Annotated in this window: 12 protein-coding genes and 2 tRNA genes; 6 read left to right on the top strand and 8 right to left on the bottom strand. The window is 70.2% G+C overall.

Features of this window, described 5'->3' with window-relative positions:
* Positions 1 to 355: 355 nt before the first annotated feature.
* Complete coding sequence (locus tag G6O68_RS05190; RefSeq protein ID WP_165245500.1) at positions 356 to 1,093, bottom strand: GP88 family protein; 738 nt, start codon at positions 1,091 to 1,093, stop codon at positions 356 to 358.
* Between the two features lie 1,966 nt (positions 1,094 to 3,059).
* Between G6O68_RS05190 and G6O68_RS05185 the strand changes: the two genes are divergently transcribed.
* Positions 3,060 to 3,329, top strand: a complete 270-nt coding sequence (locus tag G6O68_RS05185; RefSeq protein WP_240911044.1) for a hypothetical protein — start codon at positions 3,060 to 3,062, stop codon at positions 3,327 to 3,329.
* 917 nt (positions 3,330 to 4,246) lie between these two features.
* On the opposite strand, the gene G6O68_RS05180 is transcribed toward G6O68_RS05185, so the two are convergent.
* From G6O68_RS05180 to G6O68_RS05170, 3 genes are all read right to left on the bottom strand, one after another.
* Positions 4,247 to 5,572 carry a tyrosine-type recombinase/integrase gene (locus G6O68_RS05180; protein ID WP_165245498.1) on the bottom strand — a complete coding sequence of 442 codons (1,326 nt, stop codon included), beginning with the start codon at positions 5,570 to 5,572 and terminating at the stop codon, positions 4,247 to 4,249.
* A gap of 96 nt (positions 5,573 to 5,668) precedes the next feature.
* A tRNA-Leu gene (locus G6O68_RS05175) sits at positions 5,669 to 5,753 on the bottom strand.
* Positions 5,754 to 5,780: 27 nt separating this feature from the next.
* Positions 5,781 to 5,867: transfer RNA gene (locus tag G6O68_RS05170), tRNA-Ser, on the bottom strand.
* A gap of 252 nt (positions 5,868 to 6,119) precedes the next feature.
* Between G6O68_RS05170 and G6O68_RS05165 the strand changes: the two genes are divergently transcribed.
* The 5 genes from G6O68_RS05165 (at position 6,120) to G6O68_RS05145 (ending at position 8,596) form a co-directional block, all read left to right on the top strand.
* Positions 6,120 to 6,485 (top strand): ArsR/SmtB family transcription factor, encoded by a 366-nt coding sequence (locus G6O68_RS05165; RefSeq protein WP_165245496.1) that lies wholly within the window; start codon positions 6,120 to 6,122, stop codon positions 6,483 to 6,485.
* A 2-nt stretch (positions 6,486 to 6,487) separates the two neighbouring features.
* Positions 6,488 to 6,961 carry an SRPBCC family protein gene (locus tag G6O68_RS05160; protein WP_165245494.1) on the top strand — a complete coding sequence of 158 codons (474 nt, stop codon included), beginning with the start codon at positions 6,488 to 6,490 and terminating at the stop codon, positions 6,959 to 6,961.
* Positions 6,961 to 7,455, top strand: coding sequence for a DinB family protein (locus G6O68_RS05155; RefSeq protein WP_165245492.1), 495 nt, complete (start codon positions 6,961 to 6,963; stop codon positions 7,453 to 7,455). The genes G6O68_RS05160 and G6O68_RS05155 overlap by 1 nt, the downstream gene beginning before the upstream one ends.
* 74 nt (positions 7,456 to 7,529) lie before the next feature.
* Positions 7,530 to 8,303, top strand: a complete 774-nt coding sequence (locus G6O68_RS05150) for a DUF899 domain-containing protein (protein WP_165245490.1) — start codon at positions 7,530 to 7,532, stop codon at positions 8,301 to 8,303.
* A complete protein-coding gene (locus G6O68_RS05145) occupies positions 8,300 to 8,596 on the top strand; it encodes a hypothetical protein (RefSeq protein WP_165245488.1) in 297 nt (98 codons plus the stop codon). Before G6O68_RS05150 ends, G6O68_RS05145 begins: the two co-directional genes overlap by 4 nt.
* Here the strand turns inward: G6O68_RS05145 and G6O68_RS05140 are convergent.
* The 4 genes from G6O68_RS05140 to cimA form a co-directional block, all read right to left on the bottom strand.
* Complete coding sequence (locus G6O68_RS05140; RefSeq protein ID WP_390625355.1) at positions 8,574 to 8,969, bottom strand: bifunctional nuclease family protein; 396 nt, start codon at positions 8,967 to 8,969, stop codon at positions 8,574 to 8,576. The two genes, G6O68_RS05145 and G6O68_RS05140, sit on opposite strands and share 23 nt — an antisense overlap.
* A 143-nt stretch (positions 8,970 to 9,112) precedes the next feature.
* The gene (locus G6O68_RS05135) at positions 9,113 to 11,917 is read right to left on the bottom strand and encodes a valine--tRNA ligase (protein WP_165245599.1); all 2,805 of its coding nucleotides are present in this window, start codon (positions 11,915 to 11,917) and stop codon (positions 9,113 to 9,115) included.
* A 10-nt stretch (positions 11,918 to 11,927) separates the two neighbouring features.
* Positions 11,928 to 12,560 carry a Uma2 family endonuclease gene (locus G6O68_RS05130; RefSeq protein WP_165245486.1) on the bottom strand — a complete coding sequence of 211 codons (633 nt, stop codon included), beginning with the start codon at positions 12,558 to 12,560 and terminating at the stop codon, positions 11,928 to 11,930.
* A gap of 15 nt (positions 12,561 to 12,575) precedes the next feature.
* Positions 12,576 to 14,177, bottom strand: coding sequence for a citramalate synthase (gene cimA, locus G6O68_RS05125; protein WP_165245484.1), 1,602 nt, complete (start codon positions 14,175 to 14,177; stop codon positions 12,576 to 12,578).
* Between the last annotated feature and the right edge of the window lie 181 nt (positions 14,178 to 14,358).

Genomic DNA, 14,358 nt, shown 5'->3' with positions numbered 1-14,358 from the left:
GGCCGCTCGTCCGGCGCCCGAGCCGGCGTAGGACGCCGCGACCGTCCATGTCGCGCCCTCTCCGGGACGGCCCGCCGCCGCTCGATTCCGAGCGGCCCGGGCCGCTCGCGTCGGAGCTCGCCGGCGAAGTCCCAAGCGGCGTCCGCGTCGAGAGGGATCCGCCCCTTCATCTCGCGGGAGCTAAAAAAACGACCGCCGTGCAGTGCTCCCGAGCCCGCCGTCCCCCCCGGCCGCCGCCCGACGGTCGGCGTCGTCGACGTCAGGCCGTCGAACTCCAGGGGGGCGGTGGGGCTGGGAAGGATCCGGCCGCCGCGGGCCGAAACCCCGCCGGACGACTATGGAAGATCTCGGCGGGTCAGGGCCGGGCCGGCGGGCGCGGCGGCCTGTCGAAGCAGATGCGGCAGCGTTCGCAGGTGATCGGCGGGCAGGACCTCGGGACCGCCTGCTCGTACGGGCAGACGAGCACTCCGTTGGCCCGCTTGAGCGGCCCCGACCGGCGGACGCGGAAGGCCAGGTCGGCCGTCGCCGGGACCGAGCCGGTCGGCTCGCCCGGCCCGATCATCCAGGCCGTCCGGACGCCCGGGTCGCGGGGCGGGGGGCCGGAGTCGCGGTCGCCGGAGTACCACAGCCGCACGTTGGGCAGGCCGGCGAAGTCCGCCAACGCCCCGCGGATCTCCGGGACCCTCCAGGACCGCGTGTAGGCGTAGAAGACGGTCGAGCGGCAGATCCGCGCGGCCTCGGCCCAGCGGCCGACGTAGCCCGCCGAGTGGAAGTCGCCCGAGCCGTGCACGCGGACCACGCGGACGAAGTCGCGGCGGACCTGATCGACCAGGTCGGCGACGAAGCCGGGGCGCTCGGCCCGGGCCAGGTTCCGGGCGTGGCGGCCCTTCACGGACGGGAACGCGAAGCGGCCCGAGCGGGCGTAGCAGGCCGCCCGGCAGGCCGGGGTGGACCCGGGGCAGGAGGCGACCGCGGGGATCGAGAAGCTCCAGATCAGCTCCCGCCCCAGTTTCGCATTCCCCCGGCAGAGCAGCGGGGGGCGGGCGGCGGCGGGGCCGGGGGCGGACGCCAGGATTTCGAGGCGATTCGACATGGGGCGGCTCCTGGAAGTCGGCCCGGTCCGGTCCCGGGCCGGCGGCCCGGCGAGCGTCCGGGCTCGTGCGGGTCTGTCGGTGACAGGCGAGCACTCGCCGGGGCCGAGATGCCGGCCGGCGAGCCCTCGCCAGAGCGGCTCGGGCGTGCGGACGTCGCGTCGCGGGGCAACGCCGGGCGGCCTTCGCGAAGGCGGGGAGGGGCCGACCGCCACGCCGAGCGGCCCCCGGACGCACGCGGCCCCAGGCGGCGGGGAACGCCGCGAAGAGGGGCCGGCCCGCCCGAGCCGCGAGCCCCGGCCGGGGACGCCCGGCCCCTCGGCCATTCCGACGGGGGAAGGAGGGACCTCGGCCCGGAGCTCCCTTTCCTGCCGAGTCCATGGTCGGCGATTTGCCCCCACCACGCGGCGTTCGGGCCGCGGATGCCGTCGCGAAGCAAGTGGAGGGTCTAACGGCCCCGTTTCCCGATGACGCGATTCCACCGCGGATTAAGCGGAGACGAGGAGGGGGGGCGGCCCGAGGGGCCGCTCGGGCGGGATAAATTCCTCCGACTCTCCACCGACCTCCCCGATCTTCGGGGCGGGCCCCCCTCTCGGATCGTCCGGATCCGAAGTTCGGGCACGTTTGCGAGGTCGAGTGCAGGCGTCGCGGGCCGAACCGACCACGGCCCCGCTCAGGTCCAGCTCATGCGACACCTCCTCTCGCGTCCTGCGGAGTCGCACGGCTGGCGTGTGAAGCCGAAGAGCGATCGGCCGGACCGGGTCGGCTACGCTGGAATCGATGCTGCTCCTCGCCGAACCGGTCCTCCCTCGACCGGAAGGGGAGCGTCGTCCGCCCCTGGCATTCTGGGCCTCGGCCAGCTCGCCTGCCTTCCGATGGGAGCGAATGACGTCGTCGCCGGGCACGGCTGCGGACGCATCCTCCTCCGGGACGCCACCCTTCGCCGAGACGGCCCCATCGCCGCGGCGGCCCCGTCCCCGGACGTGAGCAGCCGAACGGAGGCGCACCCTCGCTCCCAGGGGAGCGGGCCATGCGGACGCGGAAACGCGACATCCCGCTGCGACTTAACGGGGCGACACGATGACGGACGGTTGGACCTCCAGTCCCACGCCTGCCCATAGTCGGGACGCTCGGAATTCGTGTGGCGGAACCGGGACGGGTCGGCCGTCGCCTAGGAGACGGTCCGAGTATCGCCTTTGGCCGATGACTTTCGAAGAATGCCGAGGCCCGTCCCCCGATAGGTACCAGCCCGGTCCGAGGGTGGCATGACCAAGACGTATCGCGATTGGTCCACCTACCAGCCCTACCTCTTCCCAGCCTCGTTGCACGACTCTCAACTCGTGAATTACGTGATTCATCGGGGAGAGAGTCGGGCGTGCCCGACGACGGAGGTTTGAGGCCGAGGGGCGGAGAGGTCGAGGTGGACGGCAGGACCGGCCGACCTCTCCGTCAGGGCTCATCAATCGGGACCTTGGTCCAGCGTTGGACGATCCGCTCGCCCCCGGGCTCCGCCGGACGGGAGGTCCGCGTGCGGAGACGGCCGGCGAGACCGCTCCGGCTCCACGTATCTCGGCGGCGGAGGCTCGGGCGAGCGGGCGACTCGAGGCGGGTCGAGAGGCTTCGACATGGCGAGCCGTTCGGCGGAACCCGCGGCGGCGCTCGAGCGAAACTTCGGCGTCGCCGACGGACGTACGCTCCTGGGCCGAGCGGCGGGGCGTCGGGGGGCGTGAGGGGCAGCCCGGCACGTGCGTCATCCCGATAGGCAACGCGGCCACGGGCGGCCGCGACGGCCGTTGATCCATCGTGCGACCGAGCCTACGACCGATCTGGCCTCGTTCAGCCCGAAATCGCCCTTGGTGCGGCGTGCGGCCTCCGGGGATAAAGGTGATCGAGATCGGGGGCGCCGACGGGCCGCCGGGCGAAGGGGCGGGGGGCGTCCCGAGATATGCGACATGAACGGAGCGAGCCATGACCGGGGACGAGCGGCTGGAGCGGATCGAACAGAAGTTGGACATGATCCTCCAGCGGGAGACGATCAAGGATTGGTACTCCACCGGCGAGTTCGGCAGGCTGATCGGCAAGGCCGAGTTCACCGTGAGGGAGCATTGCCGCCTGGGCCGCCTCGAGGCCCAGAAGCGGCGGTCGGGCAGGGGGGCGCATCCGGCTTGGGTCCTGAGCCACCAGGAGTTGTTGCGCTATCGCAGGGAAGGGCTCCTCCCTTCCCCGAGGTCGGCCTGACCGCTTCATGAAGTCGGCCTCAGGCGGCTCCGGGAGCGTAGCCGACGAATTCGACCGCGAGGCCGCTCAGTGGGGCGGCGCCGTCGTACGCTTGGAGGCGTCGACTCGCGCGGCGTCGACAGGCGACGCTGGGTGGGGCCTGTTTCCTACGGCAGGCTCGCCACTTTTTCGAAGCATGTTCCACGTCATGCGGCCGATGGGAAGATAGGGTGAGGTGGGCCTGACCTGAAGGCCGCTTGATCTTGTCGGGACTGCTCATGGCGGCCGTGTTGGGAGCCGGCGAGGTGCTCGTGCTCGAGAGACTGCGCATCAAGCCAAGCGTCACGTCCTCGCGTCCGCTCGCCGAGAGGTCGTCGCGCAGCTGAAGAGGCCCGCGTGGCGTTCCCATGGGGACTCCACGTTACCGGCCGAGACCTGGCGACGAGCCGCCATGGGGACGACCGGAGCACGGGCCGCAACGGCGATCCTGACTGGCTGGGCAACAAACTCGGCGAGATGACGCCTGATGTTCCAGTTTGCAGCCGGCCAGCACGCACGCTCGACATCCGGCGTGTCGTCCGGCGCAACGCCTGCCGGACGTTGAAGTAGGTTCCCAACGACTCCACCGCTTGGGTCGGCGTGTTCGTAGTGCCGGCGATGTATAGGAAAGTGCAGCCCACGAGGACGCATCGGCGCGACCTGGTCGGTGCCTCGCCCGACGGGGCCTAGCCGCGGCCCGGCGTCCCTCGGCTGCGGGGCGGCCGACGAGGTGGCCTGAGTGCCGAACGCGCCGTCACCAGGAGATCGGTCCCGATTAGTCGAGCCGTCAGGGCTGCGAGGTGTCGACCGGGCACCTGCCGGGCGGGGGGTGGGCCCCTCCGTTGCCCCCCTCGGCAGCGGCTCGACTGTTCGTGAAGCCGTGAATCCCTTCGGACCGGTCAACCGAACACCCCCCTGACCGCCTCCCTGATCGTCGCTGGATACAGGTGTCTATACCTCCGCCGCTGCTCCTCCGATTGATGGCCGACCACCTCGTCGATGATCCGCTGGTCTACACCCTTCGACGCCATAGCCGAGATGAAGCTGTGCCGCAGGCAGTGCAGCCCCCGGACCACCTCCCATTCCGAGCCCTTCAGCGTCCGCTTGACGTGGTGGTGCACCTCGAACTCGGTCAGCGGCAGGATGCCGGGCCTCTCCCTTCCCCGGACGCCCGCCAGCCGCTCACCCATCGGGCCCGGCCGGTCCTTCCACAAGTGCCCGGTGGTTGGGCTGCGTTTCTTGCTCCCCCGAACCTCCTCGGCATGGGCGAAGAGCTGCGTGCCGCCGGGATGGACGGCCAGCCAGCCCCTCAGGATCGCGGCCAGCGCGGTCGACAGCGGCACACGCCGGGTCGTCCGACGTCCGTGGGCGCGTTTCCGCTCCTGGATGCTGATCGTGCCGGCGACGAGATCCACGTCGCCGACCCGCATCTTGAGCAACTCGCCCTTCCTCGCCCCGGTGTGGGCGGCGGCGGCGACCAGCGGGTGGATCCAGAGATGGGCGGCGTGCGATTCGACGTAAGCCAGCAGGCGTTCGATCTCGGGCAGCGTGAGGTAGAGCGATTCCCACAGCTCGTCGGCCTTTGCGGCAGACAGGCCGGGTAGCTGGCGAAGGATCTCATCGCGGTTCTGGAACGGCGGCTTCTCGTCCGTCTTGGGATACCGCAGGCCTTCGTAGGGGTAGCGGCCCGAAACGATTTTCATACGGACGCCCCAGTTCCAGGCGGTGCGGAGCGTCACGATCTCCTTCTTGATCGTGGCGGGGTTGAGCGGTTGGCCCCGCCTCCCTTTCGCCTTCGATCGCCGGTCGACGTAGCCTTGCAGCTCGAGCAGGGTCAGTTTGCGGATGGGGAACCGTTCTCCGAGGGCCGAGGTCAGGTGCTTGAAGTGCCGCCGGACGCCCCGCAGCGTGTTAGCCTCGAGCGTGCCATTGCCGTGGGTCTCCAGGTACCGGTCGCGCAGGTCGGCCAGCGTCGGCTCGTCACGTTCCGGCGGGGCGTGATCCGCCTTCGGGACGGAGCCGTCGTGCTTGACGAAGGCCACGACGTCGACGCCGGGCGGCAGGGCGATCAGCCCCTGGCCCACCCGCATCAGCAGGTAGTCGACCTGGTCGGCCTTGGCCTTCGCCTCGGCCTCGGTGACGCGGCCGAGGGCGAAGGTGCGACGCTTGCCCCGATAGAGGAACTGGCACTGCCAGCGTCCGTCGCGTTCTTGCAGCGAAGCCATCGGCCCTCCAACGCCACGTCCCCGTCACCCAAGCGAGTGCAGCGAAATTGCAGCAAGCCAGGCATAATCCGTTGCTGGGATTTGGCGTAACTCTAATGCCGGCGGTGGGATTCGAACCCACACGGGCGTTCCCGCCCAGAGGATTTTAAGTCCCCAGCGTCTGCCGTTCCGCCACGCCGGCGGGCGGGGGTCGAAGGCCTGTCGGAAGCGGAGGGGGTGGGATTCGAACCCACGGAAGGTGTGACCCTTCTACGGTTTTCAAGACCGTCCCAATCGACCACTCTGGCACCCCTCCCGACTTCGTCGAGACTAGCAAATCGTGGGCGTTGCGTCACCTGGACGGGGCGGAAAAACCGCCCGGACCAGGCCTCTCCTCGCCCGTCGGCCGTCGCCCCGTGGAAGAACCAGGGGGGCGGCCGGCGTGATCTTCCGGCGAGACGCTCGGGGCGGCGCCGAGGGCAAGACGCTTCTCCAGGCTTGGGAGGGGCTTCGGGATATTCCCCGGAACTCCGCTTGAAATATTCCCATTAGGGTATACGATCTCGGCATGGCACGATCACCCACGACGTCGGACGCATTCAACGCGGTCGCGGAGCCGCGACGGCGACAGATCCTCGATCTCCTGGCTCGGGGCGAGAGGCCGGTGAACGACCTGGTCGACGCGCTCGGGCTGGGGCAGCCGCAGGTCTCCAAGCACCTTCGGGTCTTGCGGGAGGTGGGGCTCGTCCGCGTCCGCGACGAGGGCCGGCGGCGGCTTTATACGCTGAACGCCGAACGCCTGAAGGCGATCCACGACTGGGTGAAGACTTTCGAACCGTTCTGGGATCACCAGATCGACCGGATCAAGGATCGCGCCGAGCGCCTGGCCCGGGAGCGGGCCGCTGAGCCCGAAGGGACCGATAAGGGGGAATGAGCATGTCGATGACTGATGTCGCGATGGACGTCCAGACCGTCACCATCACTCGGGAGGTCGAGATCGCCGCGCCGATCGAGATCGCGTTCGAGGCGATCCTCGAAGAGATCGGCCCGGGGGGGGAGATGCCGGGGGGCAAGCCGTTCCCCATGGTGGTCGAGCCGCGCCCGGGGGGTCGCTGGTTTCGCGACCTGGGCGAGGACTCCGGGCATCTCTGGGGGCACGTGCAGGTCATCAAGCCGCCGGCGCTCCTGGAACTGACCGGGCCGATGTTCATGTCGTTCCCGGCGATCAACCACGTCCAGTATCGCCTGGTCGCCGAGGGCGATCGAACGCGCCTGCTGTTCAGCCATCGGTCGATGGGGCCGTTCCCCGAGGGGATGCGCGAGGACATGGGGACCGGCTGGGACTACTGCCTCCCTCGGATCGCCGTCATCGCCGCACGCCTGATGGGCGAGCGAAAGGGGGCGCGGTGATGTCCGCAATCGAGCAGATCCGCTGGGCGCTCGGCCTGGTCGACGAGTCGACGACACGGCTCGTCGGGGACCTTCGCGACGCGCCCCTGACCCGGCCGACCCCGAACGGCGGCAACCACCCCCTGTGGGTCGTCGGCCACCTGGCCGTGGTCGAGGGGATGGTGCCGCACGTCGTCTTCGGCGAGCCGAACCCCGTCCAGCACTGGTGGCCGCTGTTCGGCACCGGCTCGCGGCCGTCCGACGACGCCGCCTCGTATCCGCCGTTCGACGAGGTGCTGGCGACCTATCGCGACCTGCGGGCGAAGAACCTCGCGCGGCTCGAAGAGATCGGCGAGGAGGGCCTGGGCCGCGAGCCCCGGTCGATCCCCGCCGGCTTCGAGAATGAGATGAAGACGATCGGGAGGACCTTCCACCTGATCGCCCTGCACCAGATGTTCCACCTCGGCCAAGTCGCCGACGCCCGCCGCACCGCGGGCAAGGAACCGTTCGTCTGAACCGCCCTTTGAGGGACGCGGGCCGTCTTCGTCCCTACTTTCCCGTCCGATCCGCGATCCTCTGGGAGAAGATCATGGCCGATCACGCCGTCGCTTCGCGCGAGGAATGGCTCGCCGCTCGCATGGAGCTGCTGAGGAGGGAGAAGGAGCTGACGCGGCTCTCCGACGAGCTGGGCCGAAGGCGTCGCGAACTCCCCTGGGTCAGGGTGGAGACGCCGTATGTGTTCGACGGGCCGGACGGCCGGGGATCGCTCGGGGACCTGTTCGCCGGGAGGAGCCAGCTCGTCGTCCAGCATTTCATGTTCAGCCCGGAGTGGGAGGAGGGGTGCGTCGGCTGCTCGTTCCAGGCCGATCACGTCGAGGGCTCGCTCGTCCACCTGGCGAACCACGACGTGAGCTTCGTCCGGGTCTCGCGGGCGCCGCTGGCCAAGATCCAGGCCTTCAACCGCCGCATGGGCTGGACGGCGAAGTGGGTCTCGTCGGCCGGGAGCACCTTCAACTACGACTACGGCGCGTCGTTCACCAAGGAGGACCTGGCGAGCGGCGAGCCGTTGTACAACTACCGCACCACCCCGGTTCCGATCGAGGACCTGTCCGGGATCAGCGTGTTCGCGAAAGACGCGGCCGGCGACGTCTTCCACACCTACTCCTGCTACGCGAGGGGCGGGGAGGGTTCGATCGGGGCCTACTTCTACCTGGATCTGACGCCCAAGGGCCGGGACGAGAACGGGCCGCACCGCAACCTGATGGACTGGGTGCGGCACCATGACCGCTACGGCTTCGACGGGTTCGTCGACGGCATGAGCCTGTACCGGCCAACACGGGGCGCGGACGGGGCTGAAAGTTGAGCGCGGGCCGCTGCTGCGGGGAACGGCCGGCGCGACGGACCTTCGCGGAGGTCCTTGGGTGGCTCGTCCCCGGGGCCGTCCTGACTCTCCTGCCGAAGTGCCCGGCCTGCCTGGCCGCCTACGTCGCCGTCGGGACGGGGGTCGCGCTCTCGGCCCCGGTCGCGGCCTGGCTGAGGTCCGGGCTGGTCGTCGGCTGCCTGGCGTCGCTGGGCTGGCTGGCGGCTCGACGGCTGCGACGGCTCGCGTTCGGGGGCCGCCGGCGGGGGGGCCTTACTGGCTGGCCTCGTCGATGATGTCCTCGGCGACGTAGATAGGGACGTCGACCGCGACGGCCAGGGCGATGGCGTCGCTCGGGCGGGAGTCGACCTCGATCGTCTCGCCTTCGTGGCGGATCCGAAGCTTGGCGAAGTAGGTGTGGTTGCGAAGCTCGCTGATGTAGATGTCCTGGAGCTCGCCCCCCAGGGACTCGATCGTGCTGGCCAGCAGGTCGTGCGTCAGGGGGCGCACGGTCGGCTGGTTCTTGACCCGGCGGTCGATGCTCGTGGCCTCGAAGATGCCGATCACGATCGGGAACATGCGCTCGCCGTCCACTTCCTTGAGGAAGATGATATGCTGATCGCTGTTCTCGTTGATGATGATCCGCATGAGATCCATCTGGACCGGCACGGCACCCACCCTTTCCTCTCGCCTCGCCCGACGCGACGTCCCGTCGCGTCCCGGCCCCCGCCCCCCGCGGCGACGTCCGCGGCGGGCTGATCTGATCGTATCGGCCCCGCCGCGCGTCGTCAACGCGCGGCGGGGCCCGCGCGTCAGGTGGTTTCCAGCAGGCTCGCGACCGAGGCCCGCTGGGCCTCCAGCTCGGCGAGCTTGGCCCGCGAGGAGGCCACGACCTCGGCCGGGGCGCGGGAGGTGAAGCCCTCGTTGGAGAGCTTGCCCCGGAGCGGGTTGATCTGCTTGTCGAGGTCGGCCAGGCTCTTGGCGAGCTTGGCCCGCTCGGCCTCCTTGTCGATCAGCCCTTCCAGAGGCAGGACGACCTCGGCGTCGGCTAGGACGGCCACGGCGGAGTCGGCCGGCCGGGCCTGGTCGGGGCCGACGGCCACGGACCCGGCCCCCGTCAGCGACTTGATGAACTCCTCGCCCAGGCGGAGCCGGTCGGCGACGGCTCCCTCGGCGACGATCCGGGGGGCGATCTTGGCGTCCTTGGGGACGTTCCGCTCGGCCCTCAGGTTGCGGATCGCCTGGATCTTCTCCTTCCACTGGTCGACCGTGGCGCGGGCCTCGGCGTCCTCCAGGCCCTTCGGCGCCGGCCAGGCGGCGACGCAGGCGTGCGGCTCGGCGGGGGAGGGGAGGGGGACGCCGCGGACGGGGGCCAGCTCGCCGAGCGGGGCCCAGATCTGCTCGGTCAGGAACGGCATGAAGGGGTGCAGGAGCCGGCAGAGGGCGTCGAGCACCGCCGCCGCCGTGCGCTGGGCGACCGGCCGGGACTCGGGGTCGCGGAGCCGGCCCTTGACGAACTCGACGTACCAGTCGCAGAACTCGCCCCAGGAGAATTCGCGGAGCCGCTTGGCGGCCTCGGCGAACCGGAAGGCGTCGAGGTCGGCGGTCGTCGCGGCGACCGTCGCGTCCAGCTCGGCGAGGATCCAGCGGTCCTCCACTGGCAGCGCGGCGACGTCCACCGGGGCGGGCTCGTAGCCTTCCAGGTTCATCATGACCAGGCGGGCGACGTTCCAGATCTTGTTGCCGAAGTTCCGGCCCTGCTCGAAGCGGTCGGACGTGTTGATCTCGCGGCCGTCGGGGAGCTTGAGCTTCTCGACGGGCATCCGCAGGTCCTGCGTCTCGGTCGCGCCGGCGGCCAGGGTGTAGCGGAGGGCGTCGGCCCCGTAGATCTCGATGATGTCGACCGGGTCCACGCCGTTGCCGGCCGACTTGGACATCCGCTTGCCCTGGCCGTCCTGGATCACGGGGTGGATGTAGACGTCGCGGAAGGGGACCTGACGCATGTTGAACTGGCCGAAGATCACCATCCGGGCGACCCAGAGCGTGATGATGTCGCGCGCCGTGGAGAGGACGCTCGTCGGGTAGAACTTCGCCAGCTCGGGCGTCGCCTCGGGCCAGCCCAGGGTCGAGTGCGGCCAGAGGGCTGAGCTGAACCAGGTGTCGAGCACGTCCGCGTCCTGCGTCAGCGCGTGGCCGGGCAGGGCGTCGGCTTGCAGGTCGCGCTCGGCGCACACGAGCCAGCCGCCGGACTCGGCCTCGGTCCAGGCCACGTCGGATCGGCCGCCGAAAGCCAGCTCCAGGTCCTCGGCCGTGCAGGTGGAGCAGTACCAGATGGGGATGCGGTGGCCCCACCAGAGCTGCCGGCTGATGCACCAATCGCGCTTCTCGCCCAGCCAGTCGGCGTAGCTCTTGGCGTAGCGCTCGGGGGTGATCCTCACCTCGCCGGAAGCCACCGCGTCGATCGCCTTCTGGGCGAAGCCGGGCGCGCCGTCGGGGTCGTCGGCCATGCGGACGAACCACTGGTCCGAGAGGTAGGGCTCGATGGGGGTCTTGCTGCGGTCGGAGTAGTTGAGCCGGACGTTGTAGGGCTCGTCCTTGACCAGCAGGCCGGCGGCTTCCAGGTCGGCGACGACCCGCTTGCGGACCACCACGCGGTCGAGACCGGCGTACTTCGGCCCGGCGTTCTCGTTGTAGGTGCCGTCCGGGTTCAGCAGGTTGATCATCGGCAGGCCGTGGCGCTGGCCCGTCTGGTAGTCGTTCGGGTCGTGCGCGGGGGTGACCTTCACGCAGCCCGTGCCGAACTTGGGGTCGACGAGGATCGCGTCGCCGACGATCGGGATCCGACGCCCCGTCAGCGGCAGCTCCAGCTCGCGGCCGATGAGGTGCTTGTAGCGCGGGTCCTCGGGGTGGACGGCGACGGCCGTGTCGCCCAGCATGGTCTCCGGGCGGGTCGTGGCGACGTGGAGCGCCTCGCCCGTCTCGGACCCGGCGACGGGGTACTTGATCGTCCAGAGCTTGCCGGGCTTGTCCTCGTAGTAGATCTCGTCGTCGGCGACGGCCGTGCGGAGCTGGACGTCCCAGTTGACCAGCCGCTTGCCCCGGAAGATCTTGCCGGCCCGGAACAGGTTGAAGAACGTCCGGCGGACGGCCCGCGAGCAGACCTCGTCGAGCGTGAACCGGGTGCGCTCCCAGTCGCACGAGCAGCCCATCAGGCGGAGCTGGCCCAAAATCCGCTTCTCGTACTCGTCCTTCCAGGCCCAGATCTTCTCGACGAGCGCCTCGCGGCCGACGTCGTGGCGGGTGAGCTTCTGCTCCTCCAGCAGCCGGCGCTCGACGACCGCCTGGGTGGCGATGCCGGCGTGGTCGGTGCCGGGCATCCAGAGGCAGTCGTAGCCCTGCATCCGCCGCCAGCGGATGAGCACGTCTTGCAGCGTGTTGTTGAGCGCGTGGCCGAGGTGGAGCGCCCCGGTCACGTTCGGCGGCGGGATGACGATGCAGTAGGGCGGCTTCTCGCCCGCCGGGTCGGCGTGGAAGTACCCTCGCTCCAGCCAGATCTGGTACCAGCGGTCCTGGGCGTCCTTGGGATCGTACTGCTTGGGGATGTCGTTGATGTTCATGCCGTCGCTGTCAAGATTTGGAGGGTTGTTCAAGCGGGGGGAGCAGGTCCCTGGCGGCGACCCGGCCGACCTCGCGGCCGTCCAGGATCACCGGGGCGGCCTCGCCTTCGGGGAAGGCGGCGTGCCTGGCGTAGGAGGCGTCGCGTCCCGAGCCCTGCGGCTCGGAGTAGACGTCGAGCTTGCGGCCGTCGACGTCGACGACCCAGTAAGTCGGCACGCCGGCCGAGGCGTACAGGCGGACCTTGTCGCGGTAGTCGCCCGTGCGGGTGCTGGCGCAGACCTCGACGAGCAAGGCCGCCCGGGCGGTGGACGGCGGCTCGAGCCGATAATCGGCGCGGGCGCCCCGGACGACGGCCACGTCGGGCTCGGGGATCGACCGCTGATCATGACTCAATGGCTTCTCCTCGCGGACGTGGAAGCCGTCGGGGAGCATGCCGCGGAGCCGGTCGGCGAGTTCGCCCACGGCGAAGCAATGCGGCTCGCGTTTGGTCATGCGATAGATCCGCCCTCGCAGCAGCTCGACGTCCACCTCGTCGGGGATGATCCCAGCCTTGAGCATCCGCCACAGTTGGTCGGCCGTGAACCGATACGGGCGGCGGTCCGCGTCGAGGGTCTTGGCTTCGGCCTGGATGTCGGTCGCCATGGAGGTCTCCCTCGGTCAGCGGGCCGCGGCCGGCTCGGGCCGGGCGGGGCGGGGCTGGCGGGCGTCCTTGGAGAGCTTGTACTCGAAGGCATCCAGGAGGGCCAGCCAACTCGCCTCGATGACGTTCTCGGAGACGCCGATGGTGCCCCAGACGGCGTCCTCGTCCGAGCTTTCGATGACCACGCGGACCCGCGCGGCGGTGCCGGCGCGGGCGTTGATGACCCGGACCTTGTAGTCGACCAAGTGCATCGACCGCAGGCCCGGGAAGTGGTGCTCCAGGGCCTTCCGCAGGGCGTTGTCCAGCGCGTCGACCGGGCCGTCCCCCTCGCCGACGGTGTGCTCCAGGGCCTCGCCGACCTGCAGCTTGGCGGTCGCCTCGGTGAGCGACGCGCCGTCGCCGACGCCCGCCACGCTGACGCGGAAGCCCCGGCTCTGGAAGGCCTCGCGGTGCCGCCCGGCCAGCTTCTCCACCAGCAGGACGAACGACGCCTCGGCCGCCTCGAACTGGTAGCCCTCGTTTTCCAGGTCCTGCACCCGGTCGAGCACCCGGGAGAGCAGCTCCTGGTCCTGGTCCAGGTCGTGCTCGGCGAGCTTCTCGGCGATGTTCGACTTGCCGGACAGCTCGCTCACGAGGATCCGGCGCTCGTTGCCCACGGTCGTCGGGTCGACGTGCTCGTAGCTCGAAGCGATCTTGCGGACGCCGTGGACGTGCATCCCCCCCTTGTGGGCGAACGCGCTGGAGCCCACGAACGCCTGGCCGGGCCGGAAGTTCATGTTGGCCGTCTCGTAGACGTACCGCGAGACCTCCGTCAGCCGGGCGAGCTTCCCCGGGGCGAGGGCCGAGAACTCCGGGTACTTCAGCGACAGGTTGGCGATCACGCTGCACAGGTCGGCGTTGCCGCAGCGCTCGCCCAGGCCGTTGATCGTCCCCTGCACCTGCCTCGCCCCCAGGCGGACGGCGGCCAGCGCGTTGGCGACGGCCAGCTCGCCGTCGTTATGGGTGTGGATCCCCAGCGGGACGCTGACTTCTCTCGCGACGGCCGCCACGGCCTCGGCGACCTCCTCGGGCAGCGAGCCGCCGTTGGTGTCGCACAGGGCGATCCAGGCCGCGCCGGCGTCGGCCGCCTTGCGGATCGTCTCCAGCGCGTAGTCGGGGTTGCGGCGGTAGCCGTCGAAGAAGTGCTCGGCGTCGTAGACGACCTCGGAGACGTTGGCGACGAGGAACGCGACCGAGTCGCCGATCATCCGGAGGTTCTCCTCCAGCGACACGCCCAGGACCTCGCGGGCGTGCAGGTCCCACGTCTTGCCGACGACCGTGACGACCGGCGTCCCGGCGGCGACCAGGGCCTTCATCCCCGTGTCGTCCTCGGCCGCGATGTCGCGCCGGCGGGTCATCCCGAAGGCCGCCACCCGGGCGTGCTCCAGCGGCAGGTCGCGCACGGCGCGGAAGTACGCGGCGTCCTTGGGGTTGGAGAGGGGATACCCCCCCTCGACGTAGTCGACCCCCAGTTCGTCCAGCTTGGCCGTGATCAGCAGCTTGTCCTGGAGCGAGAAGTTCACCCCCTCGCCCTGGCTGCCGTCGCGCAAGGTCGTGTCGTAGATCGCAATTCGCGTCATCGCCGTCCGTTCGCTTCGTTCCCAGAGGTGTGGCGGGGAGTGGAGACGCCGCCTGCGGGATGCCCAAAACCCAAGCAAGGCATTCTAGCACAACCCCCGCCGGGCCGGACATACGGACGGCCGGGCCGCGATGCGGGTTCGAGGGGCCGGGCCCCGCGCCCATTCGGGACGCGGCGGCCTC

The organism is Paludisphaera soli (assembly GCF_011064595.1).
Classification (GTDB): Bacteria; Planctomycetota; Planctomycetia; order Isosphaerales; family Isosphaeraceae; genus Paludisphaera; species Paludisphaera soli.
The sequence above is the reverse complement of the archived record's forward strand: the minus strand, read 5'-3'. Positions and strand labels throughout refer to the sequence as shown.

What these genes read in the sequence shown, in the direction of transcription:
- G6O68_RS05190 (WP_165245500.1), bottom strand. Translation starts at nt 1,093, where the DNA reads ATGTCGAATCGCCTCGAAATCCTGGCGTCCGCCCCCGGCCCCGCCGCC.
- G6O68_RS05185 (WP_240911044.1), top strand. Translation starts at nt 3,060, where the DNA reads ATGACCGGGGACGAGCGGCTGGAGCGGATCGAACAGAAGTTGGACATG.
- G6O68_RS05180 (WP_165245498.1), bottom strand. Translation starts at nt 5,572, where the DNA reads ATGGCTTCGCTGCAAGAACGCGACGGACGCTGGCAGTGCCAGTTCCTC.
- G6O68_RS05165 (WP_165245496.1), top strand. Translation starts at nt 6,120, where the DNA reads ATGGCACGATCACCCACGACGTCGGACGCATTCAACGCGGTCGCGGAG.
- G6O68_RS05160 (WP_165245494.1), top strand. Translation starts at nt 6,488, where the DNA reads ATGTCGATGACTGATGTCGCGATGGACGTCCAGACCGTCACCATCACT.
- G6O68_RS05155 (WP_165245492.1), top strand. Translation starts at nt 6,961, where the DNA reads ATGTCCGCAATCGAGCAGATCCGCTGGGCGCTCGGCCTGGTCGACGAG.
- G6O68_RS05150 (WP_165245490.1), top strand. Translation starts at nt 7,530, where the DNA reads ATGGCCGATCACGCCGTCGCTTCGCGCGAGGAATGGCTCGCCGCTCGC.
- G6O68_RS05135 (WP_165245599.1), bottom strand. Translation starts at nt 11,917, where the DNA reads ATGAACATCAACGACATCCCCAAGCAGTACGATCCCAAGGACGCCCAG.
- G6O68_RS05130 (WP_165245486.1), bottom strand. Translation starts at nt 12,560, where the DNA reads ATGGCGACCGACATCCAGGCCGAAGCCAAGACCCTCGACGCGGACCGC.
- cimA (WP_165245484.1), bottom strand. Translation starts at nt 14,177, where the DNA reads ATGACGCGAATTGCGATCTACGACACGACCTTGCGCGACGGCAGCCAG.